Genomic DNA, 15581 nt, shown 5'->3' on the forward strand with positions numbered 1-15581 from the left:
TTCAAGGTGTTAGTGTCTGGCATGGATCTCGCTTACAAAGCCTTGCTGTCTCCACAGCTACAACAATAACTAGCCGCTGCGTTCGGTGCTGACCGGCCAGCGAGGAGAAAACATGAGCGTATTGATTGCTCTGGCGGCGCTGGGTCTGCTGATGCTGGCGGCGTACCGTGGTTATAGCGTTATCCTGTTTGCACCGATTGCAGCCCTTGCGGCGGTGCTGCTGACCGATCCTTCCGCTGTGGCTCCGGCATTTACCGGTGTGTTCATGGACAAGATGGTCGGCTTCATCAAGCTGTACTTTCCTGTCTTTCTGCTGGGTGCAGTCTTCGGCAAGCTGATCGAGCTTTCCGGTTTTTCCCGTTCCATTGTGGCTGCTGCGATTCGTCTGCTGGGCACACGGCAGGCCATGCTGGTCATCGTGCTGGTTTGCGCCTTGCTGACCTATGGTGGCGTCTCGCTGTTCGTTGTCGTGTTTGCGGTGTACCCATTCGCAGCCGAGATGTTTCGTCAGAGCAACATTCCCAAACGTTTGATTCCAGCCACCATTGCACTGGGTGCGTTTTCATTCACCATGGATGCCCTGCCGGGTACGCCTCAAATACAGAACATCATTCCTACGACATTCTTCAACACGACGGCCTGGGCCGCCCCGTGGCTGGGGTTGATCGGCTCGTTGTTTGTCATCGCGGTCGGGTTGACCTATCTGGGGCGACAGCGTCGTAAAGCGATGGCGCGTGGAGAAGGGTACGGCACCGAGTTGCGCAACGAGCCGGAAACACCGGACAACATCAACTTGCCGAACCCGCTTCTGGCGCTGTCGCCACTTATCCTGGTCGGCGTCATGAATCTGCTATTTACCCACTGGATTCCTCAGTGGTACGGCAAGACGCACACGCTAGCGCTACCGGGGCTGGCAACGCCTGTTACCAGCGAAGTCAGTAAGCTGACGGCAATCTGGGCCGTCGAGGCTGCCTTGTTAATCGGCATTTTGCTGGTGCTTGTGGCTGCGTTTAAAACCATCCGTACCCGCTTGGCCGAGGGCACTAAAACCGCAGTAGGCGGGGCTTTGCTGGCCGCCATGAATACTGCGTCTGAATATGGGTTTGGTGCAGTAATCGCTTCGCTGCCGGGTTTTCTAGTCTTGGCAGACGCGCTCAAGACCATTCCCAACCCACTCATCAATGAAGCCATTACCGTAACGCTTCTGGCTGGCATCACTGGCTCGGCTTCAGGCGGCATGAGTATTGCGCTGGCGGCCATGTCGGACAGCTTTATCGCCGCAGCCAATGCCGCACAGATCCCCCTTGAGGTGCTGCACCGGGTGGCGGCTATGGCCAGCGGTGGCATGGATACCCTGCCGCACAATGGCGCCGTCATCACCTTGCTGGCAGTAACTGGACTGACGCACCGGGAAGCTTACAAAGACGTATTTGGTATCACGCTGATCAAGACGTTGGCAGTGTTCGTGGTCATCGGCGTGTTCTATGCCACTGGCATCGTGTAGAGGAGAACGTTATGGACTTGAAAGGCAAAACCGCCTTGGTAACCGGTTCGACCAGTGGAATCGGTCTGGGTATCGCCACGCGACTGGCCGAAGCGGGTGCCGATGTGATCCTCAATGGCTTTGGTGACAGCGAGACGGCTAAAGCCGACCTAAGCCGTTTGGGTGGGCGGGTGGGCTATCACGGGGCGGACTTGTCCCGGCCTGAGCAGATTACTGAGCTTTTCGCCTATGCTGAACATGAGTTCGGTGGTGTGGATATTTTGGTCAACAATGCCGGCATCCAGCATGTGGCATCGGTCGAGACGTTTCCGGTCGAGAAGTGGGACGCGATCATTGCAATCAATCTGTCCTCGGTATTTCACGCGACTCGTCTGGCATTGCCGGGTATGAGGCAGCGCGGCTGGGGAAGGATTGTGAACATCGCGTCCGTGCATGGATTGGTAGGGTCGGCACAGAAATCCGCTTATGTGGCTGCCAAGCATGGCGTGGTCGGACTGACCAAGGTGGTTGCACTGGAAACGGCCGATTGTAATGTGACCTGTAATGCGCTCTGCCCGGGCTGGGTGCTGACACCTCTGGTGCAGCAGCAGATCGATGCACGCGCCGCTGCAGATGGCGATGCAGAGCGCGCACGGCGGGAGCTTCTGGAGGAGAAGCAGCCGTCACTTGAATTCGTCACGCCTGCCCAACTGGGCGAGCTAACACTGTTTCTTTGCAGCGATGCGGCCGCCCAGGTACGGGGCGCCGCGTGGAATGTCGATGGGGCCTGGTTGGCCCGTTAACAACAATAACGACACGAGGTAAACCATGAACAAGCTTTATCCCAGTGCCGCCCATGCCCTGGAAGGGGTCGTGGAAGACGGCATGACGCTGGCGGTCGGCGGTTTCGGTCTGTGCGGGATTCCCGAAGCGCTGATTCTGGCGCTGCGCGAGACCGGCAAGCGCGAGCTGACCGTGATCAGTAATAACGCCGGAGTAGACGGGTTTGGCCTGGGCGTACTGCTCGAGTCCCGGCAAATCAAGAAAATGATTTCCTCCTACGTAGGCGAGAACAAGGAGTTCGAGCGGCAGTACCTTTCCGGTGAGCTGGAATTGGAATTCACCCCCCAAGGCACGCTTGCGGAAAAATTGCGTGCCGGTGGTTCAGGCATCCCGGCGTTCTTTACGCGTACCGGCTATGGCACGCTGGTGGCCGAAGGCAAGGAAACCCGTGAGTTCGATGGTGAGCAGTATGTGATGGAGCGGTCGCTGGTGGCGGATGTGGCACTGGTCAAAGCGATCAAGGCTGACAAGGCAGGCAATCTGGTCTTCAACAAGACTGCGCGTAACTTCAACCCTCTGGCAGCAATGGCGGGCAAGCTATGTATTGCCGAGGTGGAACAGCTGGTGGAAACGGGTGAGCTAGACCCTGATGAGGTCCATCTGCCGGGCATCTTTGTGCAGCGCATCGTTGTGAATGCCAACCCCGAGAAGCGCATCGAGAAACGCACCCTGTCGGAGGGCAACTAATATGGCCTGGACTCGTGAACAAATGGCGCAGCGCGCCGCCAAGGAATTGCAGGACGGCTTCTATGTCAACCTGGGCATTGGCCTGCCCACTCTGGTCGCCAACTATATCCCTGAAGGAATGGATGTGTGGCTGCAATCTGAAAACGGACTCCTGGGTATCGGCCCGTTTCCGACAGAAGAGACCATTGACCCGGACCTGATCAACGCCGGCAAGCAAACTGTTACTGCCCTGCCGGGCAGCAGTTACTTCGACAGTGCCTTGAGTTTTGCCATGATCCGGGGCGGTCATATCAACATCGCCATTCTGGGCGCTATGCAGGTGTCGGAAAAGGGAGATCTCGCCAACTGGATGATTCCCGGCAAGATGGTAAAGGGCATGGGCGGGGCAATGGACCTTGTTGCCGGTGTAAAACGCGTGGTAGTGCTGATGGAGCACACCGCCAAAGGCGCTCACAAGATCCTGCCGGTCTGTGACTTGCCACTGACCGGAGTAGGGGTGGTCAACCGGATCATTACCGACCTGGGGGTGCTGGATGTGACCCCAGAAGGATTGAAGCTGGTCGAGCTGGCTGAAGGCGTCACCTTCGAAGCGTTGCAGGAAGCCACCGGCTGTTCAGTAATGGCATAGGCATGGTGCGCCTGTTGATCAGCGCAGGACGTACGCGACGGGATCCAGACGAATGCCGCAGGCGAACCGCCTTGTGCTGATGCCGGGCGCATGGCCATCTTATTTCAGGAGAACAGTAATGCGAGACGTTGTTATCGTGGCCGCTACGCGGACGGCCATTGGCAGCTTTCAAGGTGCGCTGGCCAATGTGTCGGCCGTGGAGCTGGGGGCTGCAGTCATCAAGGCCGTGATCGAAAAAACCGGTATCGCACCGGAACAGGTCGATGAAGTCATCATGGGCCACGTATTGACGGCAGGTCTTGGACAGAACACGGCGCGTCAGGCCTCCATCAAGGCGGGATTGCCGCCTACGGTGCCAGCCATGGCGCTTAACAAGGTGTGCGGCTCGGGCCTCAAGGCGCTGCATCTGGCCACCCAGGCCGTTCGCTGTGGTGATGCCGACATCATCGTGGCCGGTGGCATGGAAAGCATGAGCCTTGCGCCTTACGTTCTGCCCAAGGCGCGTACCGGTCTACGAATGGGAAATGCCGAGCTGGTCGATTCGATGATTCAGGACGGTTTGTGGGACGCGTTTAACGATTACCACATGGGGATTACTGCCGAGAATCTGGTCGAGAAATATGGCATCAGCCGCCAGGCGCAGGACGAGTACGCCGCGGCCTCCCAGCAGAAGGCTCTCGCGGCTATCGAGGCGGGCCGCTTCAAGGACCAGATTACCCCTATCGTGATCCCTCAGCGCAAGGGTGATCCGGTGGTGTTCGATACCGATGAGCAGCCGCGTGCAGGCACGACAGCCGAAGCCTTGGCCAAGCTCAAGCCAGCATTCAAGCCCGACGGTACGGTCACGGCCGGTAATGCTTCCAGCATCAATGATGGGGCCGCTGCGCTCATTCTCATGAGTGCGGAAAAGGCCGACGCGCTGGGCCTGCCGGTGCTGGCCCGCATCAAGGCCTATGCCAATGCAGGGGTTGATCCTTCCATCATGGGAATCGGACCCGTGTCAGCGACGCGCCGTTGTCTGGACAAGGCAGGATGGGGTCTGGGCGAGCTGGACCTGATCGAAGCCAACGAAGCCTTTGCTGCCCAGGCATTGTCGGTAGGGCAGGAGCTGGGATGGGACTGGGACAAGGTCAATGTGAATGGAGGGGCTATCGCGCTGGGTCATCCGATTGGCGCGTCGGGCGGACGGGTCGTGATCAATCTCCTGTACGAGATGATCCGGCGTGACGCGCACAAGGGGCTGGCGACCTTGTGTATTGGTGGTGGCCAGGGTGTCGCGCTGGCTATCGAGCGATAAGCCAAGGGCTACACGCTTTGTAATGCTACAGGTGTGTAGCCACTGAATTTTCGATGCGTATGTGGTCGTTATGCAAAGACCCTTTTCTTGATGGGAGTCATAACGATGTCTATTTTACGCATGCTGAAAGCCGGTACCTTGAGCGGGCTCATGGCGATTGCGGGAGGCGTGATGGCCGCTGACGCGGACAATCCTTTGACCCAGGAGCGTTGGAAGACGCGTCCCCTTGTTGTCCTGGCGGCTTCGGCGGATGATCCGGTGCTCAAACAGTTGACCACCTCCCTTGAAGAGCCACGCAACCGTGAGGCTTTTATCGAGCGGGATATGGTGCTTTATACCGTAGTCGGTGATCGTGGCCAGCGTAACGGTGAGCCGCTGAGCGAACATCAGACCCAGGCGCTGGTCAGTGCGCTTGATGAACAGCCGAGCGGCAAGGCAACGGTCATCCTGGTGGGCAAGGACGGCGGGAAGAAAATCGTGCAACAAGGCCAGATCGATCCTGCTGCGATCTTTGCCACCATCGACAAGATGCCCATGCGCCAGCATTAACCCTGGGCGGCATAGTCATAGGGGCCACCTTTTTCCAGGGCGCGTTGATACGCCGGTCGCGCATGGATACGCTCCAGAAAGGCCTTGAGCTTGGGGCGGCCCTGCGTCAAGCCTGCGCGACAGGCAGCCGCTTCCAGCGGGAAACTCATCTGTATATCGGCTGCTGTAAAGGCGTCACCTGCAAACCATTCGTGCTTGCTCAACTCACTTTCCAGATAATCGAAGTGCAGGTTCAGCTGCGGCTGAATGAAGACTCGGGTGACCTGATCACTGATAGCGCGCGCGATAGGGCGGGCGAAAAAAGGCATCGGACCGGTGCGGACACGGTCGAACACCAGCTTGAGAAGTAGGGGTGGCATGGCTGAGCCTTCGGCATAGTGCAGCCAGTAGGTATAGCGTGCGCGCTCGGGGGCGTCGGCGGAGGGAACGAGTGACTGCCCGTAGCGGTGGGCCAGATAATCGATGATGGCGCCTGACTCCGCCAAGGTCATCGAGTCATCGGTAATAACCGGCGACTTGCCCAATGGGTGAACATCACGCAGCTCCTTTGGCGCCAGCAACGTCTGCGGATCACGCTCATAACGTTTGATCTGATACTCGAGCCCCAACTCCTCAAGCAGCCAGAGGACACGTTGTGAGCGGGAGTTGTTGAGGTGATGAACCGTGATCATGGGCGCTCCATAGGCTGAGTAGATACATAGCCTAGCGTACTGTGCGTCTCGCCAAGCAATAAGCGGAACCAAATAAAAAAGGCGCCGTGTAACGGGCGCCTTTTTGGACAGCGAAAACTCAGCGACGCTTCAGCCAGGCCGCATAGGGCGGTGGCAGCAGATCCTGAGGGTTCTCGCGACCCAATTCGATAGCGGCATGGTAAGGCCAGAAGGGATCACCCAGTACAGCCTTGCCCAGCATGATCAGATCGGTCTGGCCGCTTTCGATGAGTTCATTGGCATCCTTGGGCTCGCGAATGGACCAGCTGATGGAGGTCAGCACATCGACCGCATCGGTGATCTGCTTTGCCTTGTCGCCCATGAAGCCTGGCTTGCCCCATGGAACATTGGACACATCAGGTGTGTTGAAGCCCATGCTGACGTCGATCAGGTCCATACCGCCTTCCTTGAAGCGGCGAACCAGCTCGATGGACTCTTCCATACCCTGATCGCCTTCAACGAAGTCGGTCACGCCCAGGCGTACGATCAGCGGCAGGTTCTGGGGCCATACCTCGCGTACGGCATGGAAGGTTTCCAGCAGGAAGCGTGCACGGCCTTCGAAGTCGCCACCGTATTCATCGGTACGCTTGTTGGCCAGCGGCGAGAAGAAGCTCTGCGCCAGGTAACCATGGGCGAAGTGCAGTTCAAGCAGTTCAAAGCCAGCAGCCAGGGCGCGCTTGGCAGCGGCTACGAAATCAGCTGTAACGCGATGGATATCCTCGACCGTCATCTGCTTGGGGGCACGGGGCAGGTGGGCACCAAAGGCATTATCGGAGGGGCCAATGGTTTCCCAGGCCAGCGGATGGTCTTCCGGCAGATGATCATCGCCTTCCCAGGGACGGTTGGCGCTGGCTTTGCGGCCGGCGTGAGCAATCTGGATACCGGCTACGGCACCGGTGGATTTGATGAAGTTGACGATAGGCTTGTAGGCTTCGGCCTGTTCATCGTTCCAGATCCCCAGGTCAGCAGGGGTGATACGGCCTTCAGGGGAGACGGCGCTTGCCTCTACAACAATAAGACCTGCACCGCCTGCCGCACGCGAGGCATAATTCTGGAAATGCCATTCGTTGGGCATGCCGTCTTTTGCCATGTACTGGCACATGGGAGAGACGGCAATACGGTTACGCAGGGTGACGTCTTTGATTTTCAGTTCGCTAAACAGATCAGCCATTGGGCATGTTCTCCAAGAGTAGGTAGCATCTGGCAGTTAGAGGCTTACCGATATATTGTGTTCAATATAATTGCGTGAAATGTAAACAAGCAAGAGGCTCGGCGTCGCAGGATGTTCGCTTTGGTCTCGACGAGGTCGTCATGTCTGATTCGATAAAAGAGACGCCAAATCGCTCCGTGTGCGAGCTTTCACTCGACGAACAGTTGTGTTTTCCGCTCTACGCAGCGGCAAATGCCACCATTCGTGCCTATCGGCCATTGCTTGAGCCGCTGGGCCTTACGTATCCGCAATACCTGGTCATGCTTGTGCTCTGGGAGCGGGACGGGCTCAAGGTCACTGAGATCGGCAGGCGCCTGCATCTGGATACCGGAACCCTTACCCCGCTGGTCAAACGCCTCGAAGCTGCCGGCCTGGTCCAACGGTCTCGCCTGGTTGAGGACGAGCGTTGTGTGGCGGTAACGCTGACCCAGGATGGGCGAGCCCTGCAGGAGGCCGCACGTGGCATTCCCGGTACGATGAAACAGACGCTTCCTCTGGACGCCGACACGGTGGCGGCTCTGAAGGCAGGTCTTTCACGCTTGATCGAAGTCAGTGAAACATTGAACGGACGCGATTAGGCCTGGATTGAAACTATAAGGCGCCACGCTTTCCTAACCCTCTGAGACAGTACATTCGATAGGGTGCCGCCATGGCAAAGGCGCATGCACTCAAAGCGCCACGATAGAGACAACAGGTTAAGGATTCTTGAATGCGTGTGTTTAGAACGCTGGGACTGCTGGGGCTGTTTTCACTGCTGGCAGCCTGTGCGACACCGTTCGGACCGCCGACCACGCTGGACGGCAAACTCAGGCGACTGGGCTATAGCCAAGGCGAGCCAATCCGTACAATCCTTGGGTTCGACTTGTCTGGATGGAGTTATCTGGATCGCAGCCACATTGCGCTGGGAACTGGCCTGGGACGGGCCTATCTGGTTGAGTTTGCGCAGCCTTGCGACAACCTGCAGGCAGGTAACCGTATCGGCTACAGCTCAAGAGCGGCCGGTTTGCGACCTGGAGATCTGATCATTTCCAATGCGCCAGCCGGTGATGCGGAGCGGTGCACCATTGGTGAACTGTACAAGCTGATTCCCCTGGACCGCTGATCGCTGCACCGCAGGAGTGGTACTTTGAACAGCAGCTCTGCCCATTTTCTCCCAAGGAGTTTTCGCGTGAGGCGTCTGATTCCGTTTGCCGCTTTTTTCCTGTTTCCGTTGCTGGCCCAGGCCGAGACCATCAACTGCCGTGTGGTAGGTGTGCACGATGGCGATACGCTGACCTGCCTGACGCCACAGAAAAAACAGCTCAAGATTCGACTGGCCGAGATCGATACGCCTGAGTCCAAGCAGCCCTATGGGACTCGTGCGCAGCAGTCCCTCTCCAGCATGGTTTTTGGCAAGGATGTGCGGCTTGAGGTACAGGATACCGACCGCTACGGCCGCAAGGTGGCGCGCGTTTACCAGGACAGGACAGATGTGAATGCCGAGCAGGTCAAGTCCGGCTCGGCCTGGGTGTACCGGCAGTATTTGAAAGACAAGTCGCTGCTGGATCTTGAGGCCGAAGCCAAGGCTGCCAAGCGCGGTCTTTGGGCGCTACCGGAGTCGGAACGCATGCCACCGTGGGAGTGGCGCAAGGCCGATCGTGACAAGCGTCAGGATAAGCGGCAGGGATCAGCCACCTACACGCCGCCGGTCAAGTCGGCAAGCGAGGAAAGCGGCGAGTTCAACTGCTCGACGCTCAAACGCTGTAATGCCATGTCCAGCTGCGCCGAGGCGAAATTTCAACTGCAGCAATGTGGCAACACCCAGATTGATGGAAATCACGACGGGGTGCCCTGCGAGGCGCTTTGCAAGCGGTAGGATTGTTATACCCGTAAGCCTTGCGGGCTTACAGGCTTTCATTGACCCCGTCAGGGTGTATAGGCGTTGATGAAGATGGCGGGATCGACCCGTGCATCGTTCAGGCTGACATTCCAGTGCATATGCGGCCCGGTGGCTCTACCCGTCGACCCCACGAAGCCCACCACGCCACCTCTGGGCACTTCCTGCCCCAGCTTTACGTTCACTTTGGACATATGGCAGAACATGCTGATAAAGCCCTGTCCGTGGTCGACGAATACCGTACGGCCATTAAAGAAATAATCGCCAATCAGAATGACCTTGCCTGCGGCTGGTGCCTTGATTGGTGTACCGGCTGGAACGGCAAAATCGAGGCCTGAATGTGGGTTGCGCTCCTGGCCATTGAAAAAGCGCCGCAAGCCGAACGGGCTGGAAAGGCGTCCATCGACGGGGCGGTCCAGCAGCAGGTTACTGGGCGTACCGGGGGAAAAGATCTGATAGGCCTTGGTCTGCTCAGCCAGCTCACGCTCGATTCGCTTGAGATCCGCCGGATTGGGGTTTACCTGCCGATCATTTTTCAGCGTGATGTGCTGTTCCTTATAGTGGCGACTGCGCACCGCAAAGGTTTCCGTGCGGCTACCATTGACCGTCAATGTCTGCTGACCGGGTTTGATCGTGAGTGGAATACCGACGATAGCGATCCAGCGCTGGCCCTCTTCGTGGACCACCATGACCGGCTTCCCTTGATAGGTCGCTTTGGGAGCCGTCGGGCCGTTGCCCAATGGAACAACCGCTACACCCCCTGGAACAGGTTTATCCAGCAGGCGGGTGATGAAGCCTTCAGCATGGGCGCAAAAGGTAAAACACAAGGTAATCAGTAGCAGAAAAAAGCGAGGCATAGGAAAACAATCAAGGCAATGTGATCCAGTCATCCTCGTTCATGTCTTGGCTTCTGGCAAATCGCTCGTGGCTGAACCCGGGCGAGTTCACACCGGTCACTGCATGAGGACATCAAGGAGAAGCCTCATGAAGCTCTACTACTACGAACACTGTCCCTTCAGTACCAAGGCGCGTATGGCGCTGGGCCTCAAGCAACTCGATGCAACGCTTCAGGTGCTGTTGTATGACGATGCAGCCACCCCTGAGCGTTTGGTAGGCAAGAAGACTGTCCCGATCCTGGTAAAGGACGACGGGACCGCCATGACGGAAAGTCTGGCGATTGTTCACTATCTTGATCATCTCGATGACAGACCAATGATCGAACAGGCCCATTCACAAGCTGTAACCGCCTGGATTGAATCTGCCCTGCCGTCGTTTCAGCAGCTGGGCTATCCGCGCTGGGCACAGATCGGCCTCAAGGAGATGGGCTCGCGTGAGGCTCACGCGCTGTTTGTCGAGAAGAAAAGCCAGATCATCGGAGATTTCAATGCGGCCCTGTCAAACAGCCAGCAGGCCATTGAAGACATCAACCACCGCTTGACGCTATTAGTTGAGATGTACGGCCTTGACCCGGTACGTCCGCAGCTCCTGCTGGATGACTTCAACCTGTTTCCAATTCTGCGAGGCCTGAGCGTCACGGCTGGGCTGGAGTGGCCTGACTCGGTACGCCGCTATGTTGACGAGCTGAGCGCACGTGTTCAGGTAGAAACGTTTTTCAGTCGCGCCTGCTAATGGTCAGTCCAGCAGGGAGAGCGTCGTTGGTTCCCGATGATTGTCTTCCACCCGAACATCCAGCTCGCCTTCAGCCAGGCGGGCTTTGAGGCGCTGGCCATTACGCGTTTGATCGGCGGACCGGATGGCGTGGCCGCGTTCGTCGAGCAGAATGCTGTAACCACGACCCAGAGTGGCAAGCGGGCTGACGATATGCAGCGTTTGAACCTGGGCGGCCAGGCGCTGACGACGCTCCTTGAGCTGACGCTCCATGCAGCGCGGAAGCTGCTGGGCCAGTTGATCCAGCCGCTGACGTAGCAAAGCAAGTTGACGGCCCGGATGCTGGCCGGCCAGTCGCGTCTCGACATGGGCAAGGCGGTCCCGCCGCCGGTTCATGTCGATGACAAAGGCGCGGCGCAGGCGCATGTCCAGATCATCGATACGCTGTGCTTGCTGGCGCAGCCGCTCACCCGGATGCTTAAGCCGACGCGTCATGTTTTCCAAGCGCAACTGCTCACGGCTGAGCCGCTCACCCATGCGGACAACCAGGCGCCGATACAGCGCGTCCAGGCGGTTTTTAAGGTCCCCGCTGTGAGGGGCCAATAGTTCTGCGGCAGCGGAGGGCGTCGGGGCGCGTACGTCGGCCACGAAGTCGGCAATCGACACATCCGTCTCATGCCCGACCGCACTCACGATAGGCGTTTGAACGGCTGCAACAGCGCGGGCAACCTGCTCTTCGTTAAAGCACCATAGATCCTCAAGGGAGCCACCGCCCCGGGCCAGAATGATCGCATCGAAACCCTGCACGTCTGCAGTTTGCAACGCACGAGCGATCTGGGCCGTTGCCTCACGTCCTTGCACGGCCGTAGGTATCAGGACCAGCTCGACCTGTGGCGCACGGCGCTTGAAAACGCTGACGATATCGCGGATGACCGCTCCAGTCGGTGAGGTCACGATTCCGATACGGCACGGATGGCCCGGCAGCGGTTTCTTTCGCTCTTGCGCGAACAAGCCTTCGCCCAGCAGTTTCTGCTTCAGGGCTTCGAATGCCTGTCGCAAGAGCCCGTCACCTGCTGGCTCCAGGGTTTCCAGAATCAGCTGATAATCACCACGGCCTTCGAACAGGGAGACCTTGCCGCGAACCTTCACCGCCATGCCATCCTTGAGCAGGTTCCTGACACGCACGGCGTTCTGCCGGAAGAGGGCGCACCGTACCTGGGCGTCCTTATCCTTCAAGGTAAAGTAGATATGGCCGGAGGCGGGGCGGGCAAGATTGGATATCTCGCCTTCCACCCAGACCTGAGAAAAGACGTCTTCCAGCAGAACACGGGCGCGGCCGTTGAGCTGGCTGACGGTTAGGACCTCACGGTCGAGGCCGAGACGTTGAAAAGGATCGTTAAGCATGGCGGGCATCATAAGCCCGCCGTCGGTTGGATGCTAGCGACCCAGCACGTCTGGGTTCGCGACATTTTCCGGCTCGCCCGCAAAGAAGGCGATCAGATTGGCAAACGCTTCGCCAAAGTAGAGTTCGTAGCTGTGTTTCTCTACGTAACCCAGATGAGGCGTGCACAGGATGTTGGGGTGGGAAAGGAGGGGATGGCCGGCCGGTACGGGCTCCTCTTCATATACGTCTACCGCGGCATAGCCTGGGCGACCTGCCTCGACAGCTTCAAGCAGTGCGCCCGGCTCGATCAGACCTGCACGGGCAGCATTCACCAAAAGGGCTGACTTCTTCATCAACGCCAAGTCCTCACGACGGACGATATGGCGGGTCTTGTCTGAAAATCGCAGATTCAGGCTCAGTACATCCGACTCGGCAAAGAAGGTTTCCTGGCTGTCGGCGGCGCGATGACCGTCCGCCAGTGCGGCCCGCCGCGAAGCCTCGCTGCCCCACACCAGAACAGGCATGCCAAAGGCCTGACCATATCGGGCGAGCAGCTTCCCAATCTTGCCGTAGCCCCAGATACCCAAAATTTGGCCGTTCAGGCGTTCGCCCAGATTGACCTGCCAGCCACCGGCATAAAAGGCATCGATGGCTGGTTTGAGCTTGCGCCGCGCCATGAGAATCAGCGCCCAGGTCAGTTCGGCAGCGGCGATGGGCGAGCCGGTGCCTTCCACCACCGCAATTCCGCGATGAGTACAGGTTGCGACATCCAGATGACCGGTTGCCTTGCCGGTCTGGCTGATCAGCTTGAGGCGGGGTAGATGGGACAGCAGCGCCTCGTCGACATGTGTTCGCTCACGGGTCAGCACCAGCGCATCGGCTTCTCGAAAGCGCTCGATCAGAACGGCTGGGTCACGCTCGGCATCATGATAGACCGTGACGGTATGCCCGGCACGTTCGAGCAGGGTAAAGCAGTCCAGGGTTTCGACAACGTGTTGATAGTCGTCCGGGATGACGATGTGCATGGCGGCGCTCCGTTGTGTTCTTGTGCCGACAGTTGAGCATAAGAACAGAGAGCCGCCTAGGTGGGATGGGCCGTCTGGGCAGGGTGCCCAGACGGATAATCTGATGCCCTCAGAAGGTCACGCTGGCACTCAGGCGCGCCGTACGAGGCTCGCCCACATTGACCTGCAATGCGCTACCGGTGCTGGAGGGGTAGTAATGCTTGTCAAACAGGTTGTCGACGTTGAGTTGCAGCTTGGCTTTATAGCCATGCACAGGCAAGTCCCAGCGCAGGAAGGCGTCAGCGACGGTATAGCTGCTCATATAAAAGCTATTCTCGTCGTCACCTGCACGTTCCCCTACATAACGCGCACCTGCACCGGTATGCCAGTCACCCAGGTTGGACGGCACCTGCAAATGATGGGTGAGGTACAGGCCGGCCGTATGTTCAGGTGCCTGATTGAGGCGGTTGCCTTCCCAGGTGGGATTGCTGTTATTTTCCAGAATGCGCGTGCGGGTATAGGCATAGGTGCCGATGACGTTCCAACGCTCGGACAACCGCCCGGTGATGTCCAGTTCCAGCCCACGAGCGCTCACTTTGCCCGCGCTGCCTATGGAGTTTCCGTTGACCGTGCGGGTGCTCACTACATTGTCTTTTTCGATATCGAATACGGCTGCGTTCAGATTCAGGCCTGGCGCCAGAGTGTATTTGACACCCAGTTCATAGCTGCGTCCTTTTTCCGGATCAAATGTCTGATTGAGATCGTCCACGGTGGTGTTGGGAGCAAAGGAGCGGCTGTAGTTTCCGTAGAGCGACAAGGCGTCGGTTGCCTGAAAAACTAGACCAACAAACGGGATAACTACCTGATCGTCTCTATCCAGACTAGGCTTTCGGTTTGCTCCCAACCCTTGGGCAGCATATTGCTCGAATTGCTGATAGCGACCTCCCAAGACCAGAATCCAGCGATCATCCAGATGCCAGTTATCTTTGAAATAAAGCGAGGTGGACTCAAGCTCATTGCGTGCATTGCTTTGCGTAGCGCTGATCTGACTGGGCTCGGCAAGCTTGCCATAGGTGGGTAAATAGATATTGATGTTACGGCGGGAGTCAGTGCTATTGCGGTAGGTCTTGCCCCTGTACTGATCATTCATTTCATGATCGATACCGATCAATAAATCATGGCGCTGGCCCAGGAAGTCCTGTTTCCCAATAAAGTCCCAGCTGGTGTAGGTGGTCTCGTAATCATAATGACCGCCATTGGCTGTTCGCAGAAGTTCGCCACTGGACGTAACCGAGACCGGCTGAGCGATGGCGAGGCTATAGCGGTCGTTATTCCAACCGTAGGTCAGACGCGTCTTCCACTCGTCGCTAAGCTGATACTCGAATCGAGCCGTTGCAGTCTCGCTGATGCCGGTCGTCTTGGCCCATTTCTCGTCCAGGCGCTTGTCGTAGCTGATACTGGCCGGATGGCCATCAACAAACACCGTGCCGCGGTCAAACGGGCTCGTATAGTCGTTGTATTCATAGGCCAGCGTCACGCTGGCGCGTTCACCGGTCCAACTCAGCGAAGGAGCGATGAGGGTGTGCTGATTGACACCATAGTTGCGCCAATAGTCCTCGCTTTGCCGCTCGGCGATCAGGCGATACGCAAAACCGGTATCGCCCACAGGCCCGGTAGTGTCGATATTCAGACTACCGCCCCCTTCGCTGAAGGCCGAGCCGCCAAAGGTAGTGCTCTGCACATACTGAGGCTGTTTGCTGACTACGTTGATCAATCCACCCGGCTCAAGTGCTCCGTAAAGAAGAGAAGCCGGGCCCTTGAGAACTTCGACCCGCTCACTGGTAGGGCCAAAGTTGCGGGACAGGTTTGAGCGTACGCCATCGCGAAAGATCGAACCGTCGGCATTCGTACCAAATCCCCGCTTGACCAATGAATCCTTGGTGTTCCCCAAGGTATTGCCCTGGCTGACGCCGCTGACAAACTTCATCGCATCATCCAGCGACTGAACGTCGTAGTCCTGAATGATTTCAGGCGTTACGACCTCAATAGACTGTGCTTCCTCCTTGACCGGCACGTCACTCTTGCTGGCTGTACCTGCCTGTACGGCTGTATACCCGTCTTCTACCTGAGGCATATCTGCCTGGATTTCCATGGAAGACAGGTCGACGTAGTCTTCCGCCTGGGCGGGTAGGGTGTACGCAGCGATGTAACCTACAAGCAGGGAAAGAAGAAAAGGTATTTGCCGGACATGGCCGAAGGGGCGTGGCGAGGCTTTCAAGATAGGTGCTCATGATTCGGTAAT

Annotated in this window: 16 protein-coding genes; 10 read left to right on the forward strand and 6 right to left on the reverse strand. The window is 57.9% G+C overall.

Features of this window, described 5'->3' with window-relative positions:
* Positions 1-112 precede the first annotated feature (112 nt).
* The 6 genes from HMPREF1487_RS14125 (at position 113) to HMPREF1487_RS14150 (ending at position 5487) form a co-directional block, all read left to right on the forward strand.
* Positions 113-1504, forward strand: coding sequence for a GntP family permease (locus tag HMPREF1487_RS14125; RefSeq protein WP_010797339.1), 1392 nt, complete (start codon positions 113-115; stop codon positions 1502-1504).
* Positions 1505-1515: 11 nt separating this feature from the next.
* The gene (locus tag HMPREF1487_RS14130; protein WP_010797340.1) at positions 1516-2286 is read left to right on the forward strand and encodes a 3-hydroxybutyrate dehydrogenase; all 771 of its coding nucleotides are present in this window, start codon (positions 1516-1518) and stop codon (positions 2284-2286) included.
* Positions 2287-2311: 25 nt separating this feature from the next.
* Positions 2312-3013 (forward strand): CoA transferase subunit A, encoded by a 702-nt coding sequence (locus HMPREF1487_RS14135; RefSeq protein WP_010797341.1) that lies wholly within the window; start codon positions 2312-2314, stop codon positions 3011-3013.
* Between the two features lies 1 nt (position 3014).
* Positions 3015-3641 carry a CoA transferase subunit B gene (locus HMPREF1487_RS14140; RefSeq protein ID WP_010797342.1) on the forward strand — a complete coding sequence of 209 codons (627 nt, stop codon included), beginning with the start codon at positions 3015-3017 and terminating at the stop codon, positions 3639-3641.
* Between the two features lie 118 nt (positions 3642-3759).
* Complete coding sequence (locus HMPREF1487_RS14145; RefSeq protein ID WP_010797343.1) at positions 3760-4938, forward strand: acetyl-CoA C-acetyltransferase; 1179 nt, start codon at positions 3760-3762, stop codon at positions 4936-4938.
* A 105-nt stretch (positions 4939-5043) separates the two neighbouring features.
* On the forward strand, positions 5044-5487 hold the full coding sequence (locus tag HMPREF1487_RS14150; protein ID WP_010797344.1) for a DUF4174 domain-containing protein: 444 nt from the start codon (positions 5044-5046) through the stop codon (positions 5485-5487).
* Here the strand turns inward: HMPREF1487_RS14150 and HMPREF1487_RS14155 are convergent.
* Both HMPREF1487_RS14155 and HMPREF1487_RS14160 read right to left on the reverse strand, forming a co-directional pair.
* Complete coding sequence (locus HMPREF1487_RS14155; RefSeq protein WP_010797345.1) at positions 5484-6158, reverse strand: glutathione S-transferase; 675 nt, start codon at positions 6156-6158, stop codon at positions 5484-5486. The two genes, HMPREF1487_RS14150 and HMPREF1487_RS14155, sit on opposite strands and share 4 nt — an antisense overlap.
* A gap of 118 nt (positions 6159-6276) precedes the next feature.
* A complete protein-coding gene (locus tag HMPREF1487_RS14160; RefSeq protein ID WP_010797346.1) occupies positions 6277-7368 on the reverse strand; it encodes an NADH:flavin oxidoreductase/NADH oxidase in 1092 nt (363 codons plus the stop codon).
* Between the two features lie 140 nt (positions 7369-7508).
* Between HMPREF1487_RS14160 and HMPREF1487_RS14165 the strand changes: the two genes are divergently transcribed.
* The 3 genes from HMPREF1487_RS14165 (at position 7509) to HMPREF1487_RS14175 (ending at position 9262) form a co-directional block, all read left to right on the forward strand.
* Positions 7509-7985 (forward strand): MarR family winged helix-turn-helix transcriptional regulator, encoded by a 477-nt coding sequence (locus HMPREF1487_RS14165; RefSeq protein ID WP_010797347.1) that lies wholly within the window; start codon positions 7509-7511, stop codon positions 7983-7985.
* A gap of 131 nt (positions 7986-8116) precedes the next feature.
* Positions 8117-8509, forward strand: coding sequence for a DUF6491 family protein (locus HMPREF1487_RS14170; RefSeq protein WP_010797348.1), 393 nt, complete (start codon positions 8117-8119; stop codon positions 8507-8509).
* Between the two features lie 66 nt (positions 8510-8575).
* On the forward strand, positions 8576-9262 hold the full coding sequence (locus HMPREF1487_RS14175; RefSeq protein ID WP_010797349.1) for a thermonuclease family protein: 687 nt from the start codon (positions 8576-8578) through the stop codon (positions 9260-9262).
* A 50-nt stretch (positions 9263-9312) separates the two neighbouring features.
* Here HMPREF1487_RS14175 and HMPREF1487_RS14180 read toward each other — a convergent pair whose 3' ends face one another.
* On the reverse strand, positions 9313-10140 hold the full coding sequence (locus HMPREF1487_RS14180) for a peptidoglycan DD-metalloendopeptidase family protein (protein WP_010797350.1): 828 nt from the start codon (positions 10138-10140) through the stop codon (positions 9313-9315).
* Positions 10141-10267: 127 nt separating this feature from the next.
* On the opposite strand from HMPREF1487_RS14180, the gene grxB reads away from it, so the two are divergent.
* Entirely contained in the window at positions 10268-10912 is a 645-nt protein-coding gene (grxB, locus tag HMPREF1487_RS14185; RefSeq protein ID WP_010797351.1) for a glutaredoxin 2, read from the forward strand.
* 3 nt (positions 10913-10915) lie between these two features.
* Here the strand turns inward: grxB and xseA are convergent, their stop codons facing one another.
* The 3 genes from xseA to HMPREF1487_RS14200 all read right to left on the reverse strand — a co-directional run bounded on the left by xseA (position 10916) and on the right by HMPREF1487_RS14200 (position 15431).
* On the reverse strand, positions 10916-12295 hold the full coding sequence (xseA, locus tag HMPREF1487_RS14190; RefSeq protein ID WP_037030794.1) for an exodeoxyribonuclease VII large subunit: 1380 nt from the start codon (positions 12293-12295) through the stop codon (positions 10916-10918).
* Between the two features lie 33 nt (positions 12296-12328).
* A complete protein-coding gene (locus tag HMPREF1487_RS14195) occupies positions 12329-13300 on the reverse strand; it encodes a D-2-hydroxyacid dehydrogenase family protein (protein WP_010797353.1) in 972 nt (323 codons plus the stop codon).
* Positions 13301-13409: 109 nt separating this feature from the next.
* On the reverse strand, positions 13410-15431 hold the full coding sequence (locus tag HMPREF1487_RS14200; RefSeq protein WP_083603043.1) for a TonB-dependent siderophore receptor: 2022 nt from the start codon (positions 15429-15431) through the stop codon (positions 13410-13412).
* Positions 15432-15581: the final 150 nt, after the last annotated feature.

This window comes from Pseudomonas sp. HPB0071, assembly GCF_000478505.2.
In the GTDB taxonomy this organism is placed as follows: Bacteria; Pseudomonadota; Gammaproteobacteria; order Pseudomonadales; family Pseudomonadaceae; genus Chryseomonas; species Chryseomonas luteola.

What these genes read in the sequence shown, in the direction of transcription:
- HMPREF1487_RS14125 (WP_010797339.1), top strand. Translation starts at nt 113, where the DNA reads ATGAGCGTATTGATTGCTCTGGCGGCGCTGGGTCTGCTGATGCTGGCG.
- HMPREF1487_RS14130 (WP_010797340.1), top strand. Translation starts at nt 1,516, where the DNA reads ATGGACTTGAAAGGCAAAACCGCCTTGGTAACCGGTTCGACCAGTGGA.
- HMPREF1487_RS14135 (WP_010797341.1), top strand. Translation starts at nt 2,312, where the DNA reads ATGAACAAGCTTTATCCCAGTGCCGCCCATGCCCTGGAAGGGGTCGTG.
- HMPREF1487_RS14140 (WP_010797342.1), top strand. Translation starts at nt 3,015, where the DNA reads ATGGCCTGGACTCGTGAACAAATGGCGCAGCGCGCCGCCAAGGAATTG.
- HMPREF1487_RS14145 (WP_010797343.1), top strand. Translation starts at nt 3,760, where the DNA reads ATGCGAGACGTTGTTATCGTGGCCGCTACGCGGACGGCCATTGGCAGC.
- HMPREF1487_RS14150 (WP_010797344.1), top strand. Translation starts at nt 5,044, where the DNA reads ATGTCTATTTTACGCATGCTGAAAGCCGGTACCTTGAGCGGGCTCATG.
- HMPREF1487_RS14155 (WP_010797345.1), bottom strand. Translation starts at nt 6,158, where the DNA reads ATGATCACGGTTCATCACCTCAACAACTCCCGCTCACAACGTGTCCTC.
- HMPREF1487_RS14160 (WP_010797346.1), bottom strand. Translation starts at nt 7,368, where the DNA reads ATGGCTGATCTGTTTAGCGAACTGAAAATCAAAGACGTCACCCTGCGT.
- HMPREF1487_RS14165 (WP_010797347.1), top strand. Translation starts at nt 7,509, where the DNA reads ATGTCTGATTCGATAAAAGAGACGCCAAATCGCTCCGTGTGCGAGCTT.
- HMPREF1487_RS14170 (WP_010797348.1), top strand. Translation starts at nt 8,117, where the DNA reads ATGCGTGTGTTTAGAACGCTGGGACTGCTGGGGCTGTTTTCACTGCTG.
- HMPREF1487_RS14180 (WP_010797350.1), bottom strand. Translation starts at nt 10,140, where the DNA reads ATGCCTCGCTTTTTTCTGCTACTGATTACCTTGTGTTTTACCTTTTGC.
- grxB (WP_010797351.1), top strand. Translation starts at nt 10,268, where the DNA reads ATGAAGCTCTACTACTACGAACACTGTCCCTTCAGTACCAAGGCGCGT.
- xseA (WP_037030794.1), bottom strand. Translation starts at nt 12,295, where the DNA reads ATGCTTAACGATCCTTTTCAACGTCTCGGCCTCGACCGTGAGGTCCTA.
- HMPREF1487_RS14195 (WP_010797353.1), bottom strand. Translation starts at nt 13,300, where the DNA reads ATGCACATCGTCATCCCGGACGACTATCAACACGTTGTCGAAACCCTG.
- HMPREF1487_RS14200 (WP_083603043.1), bottom strand. Translation starts at nt 15,431, where the DNA reads ATGGAAATCCAGGCAGATATGCCTCAGGTAGAAGACGGGTATACAGCC.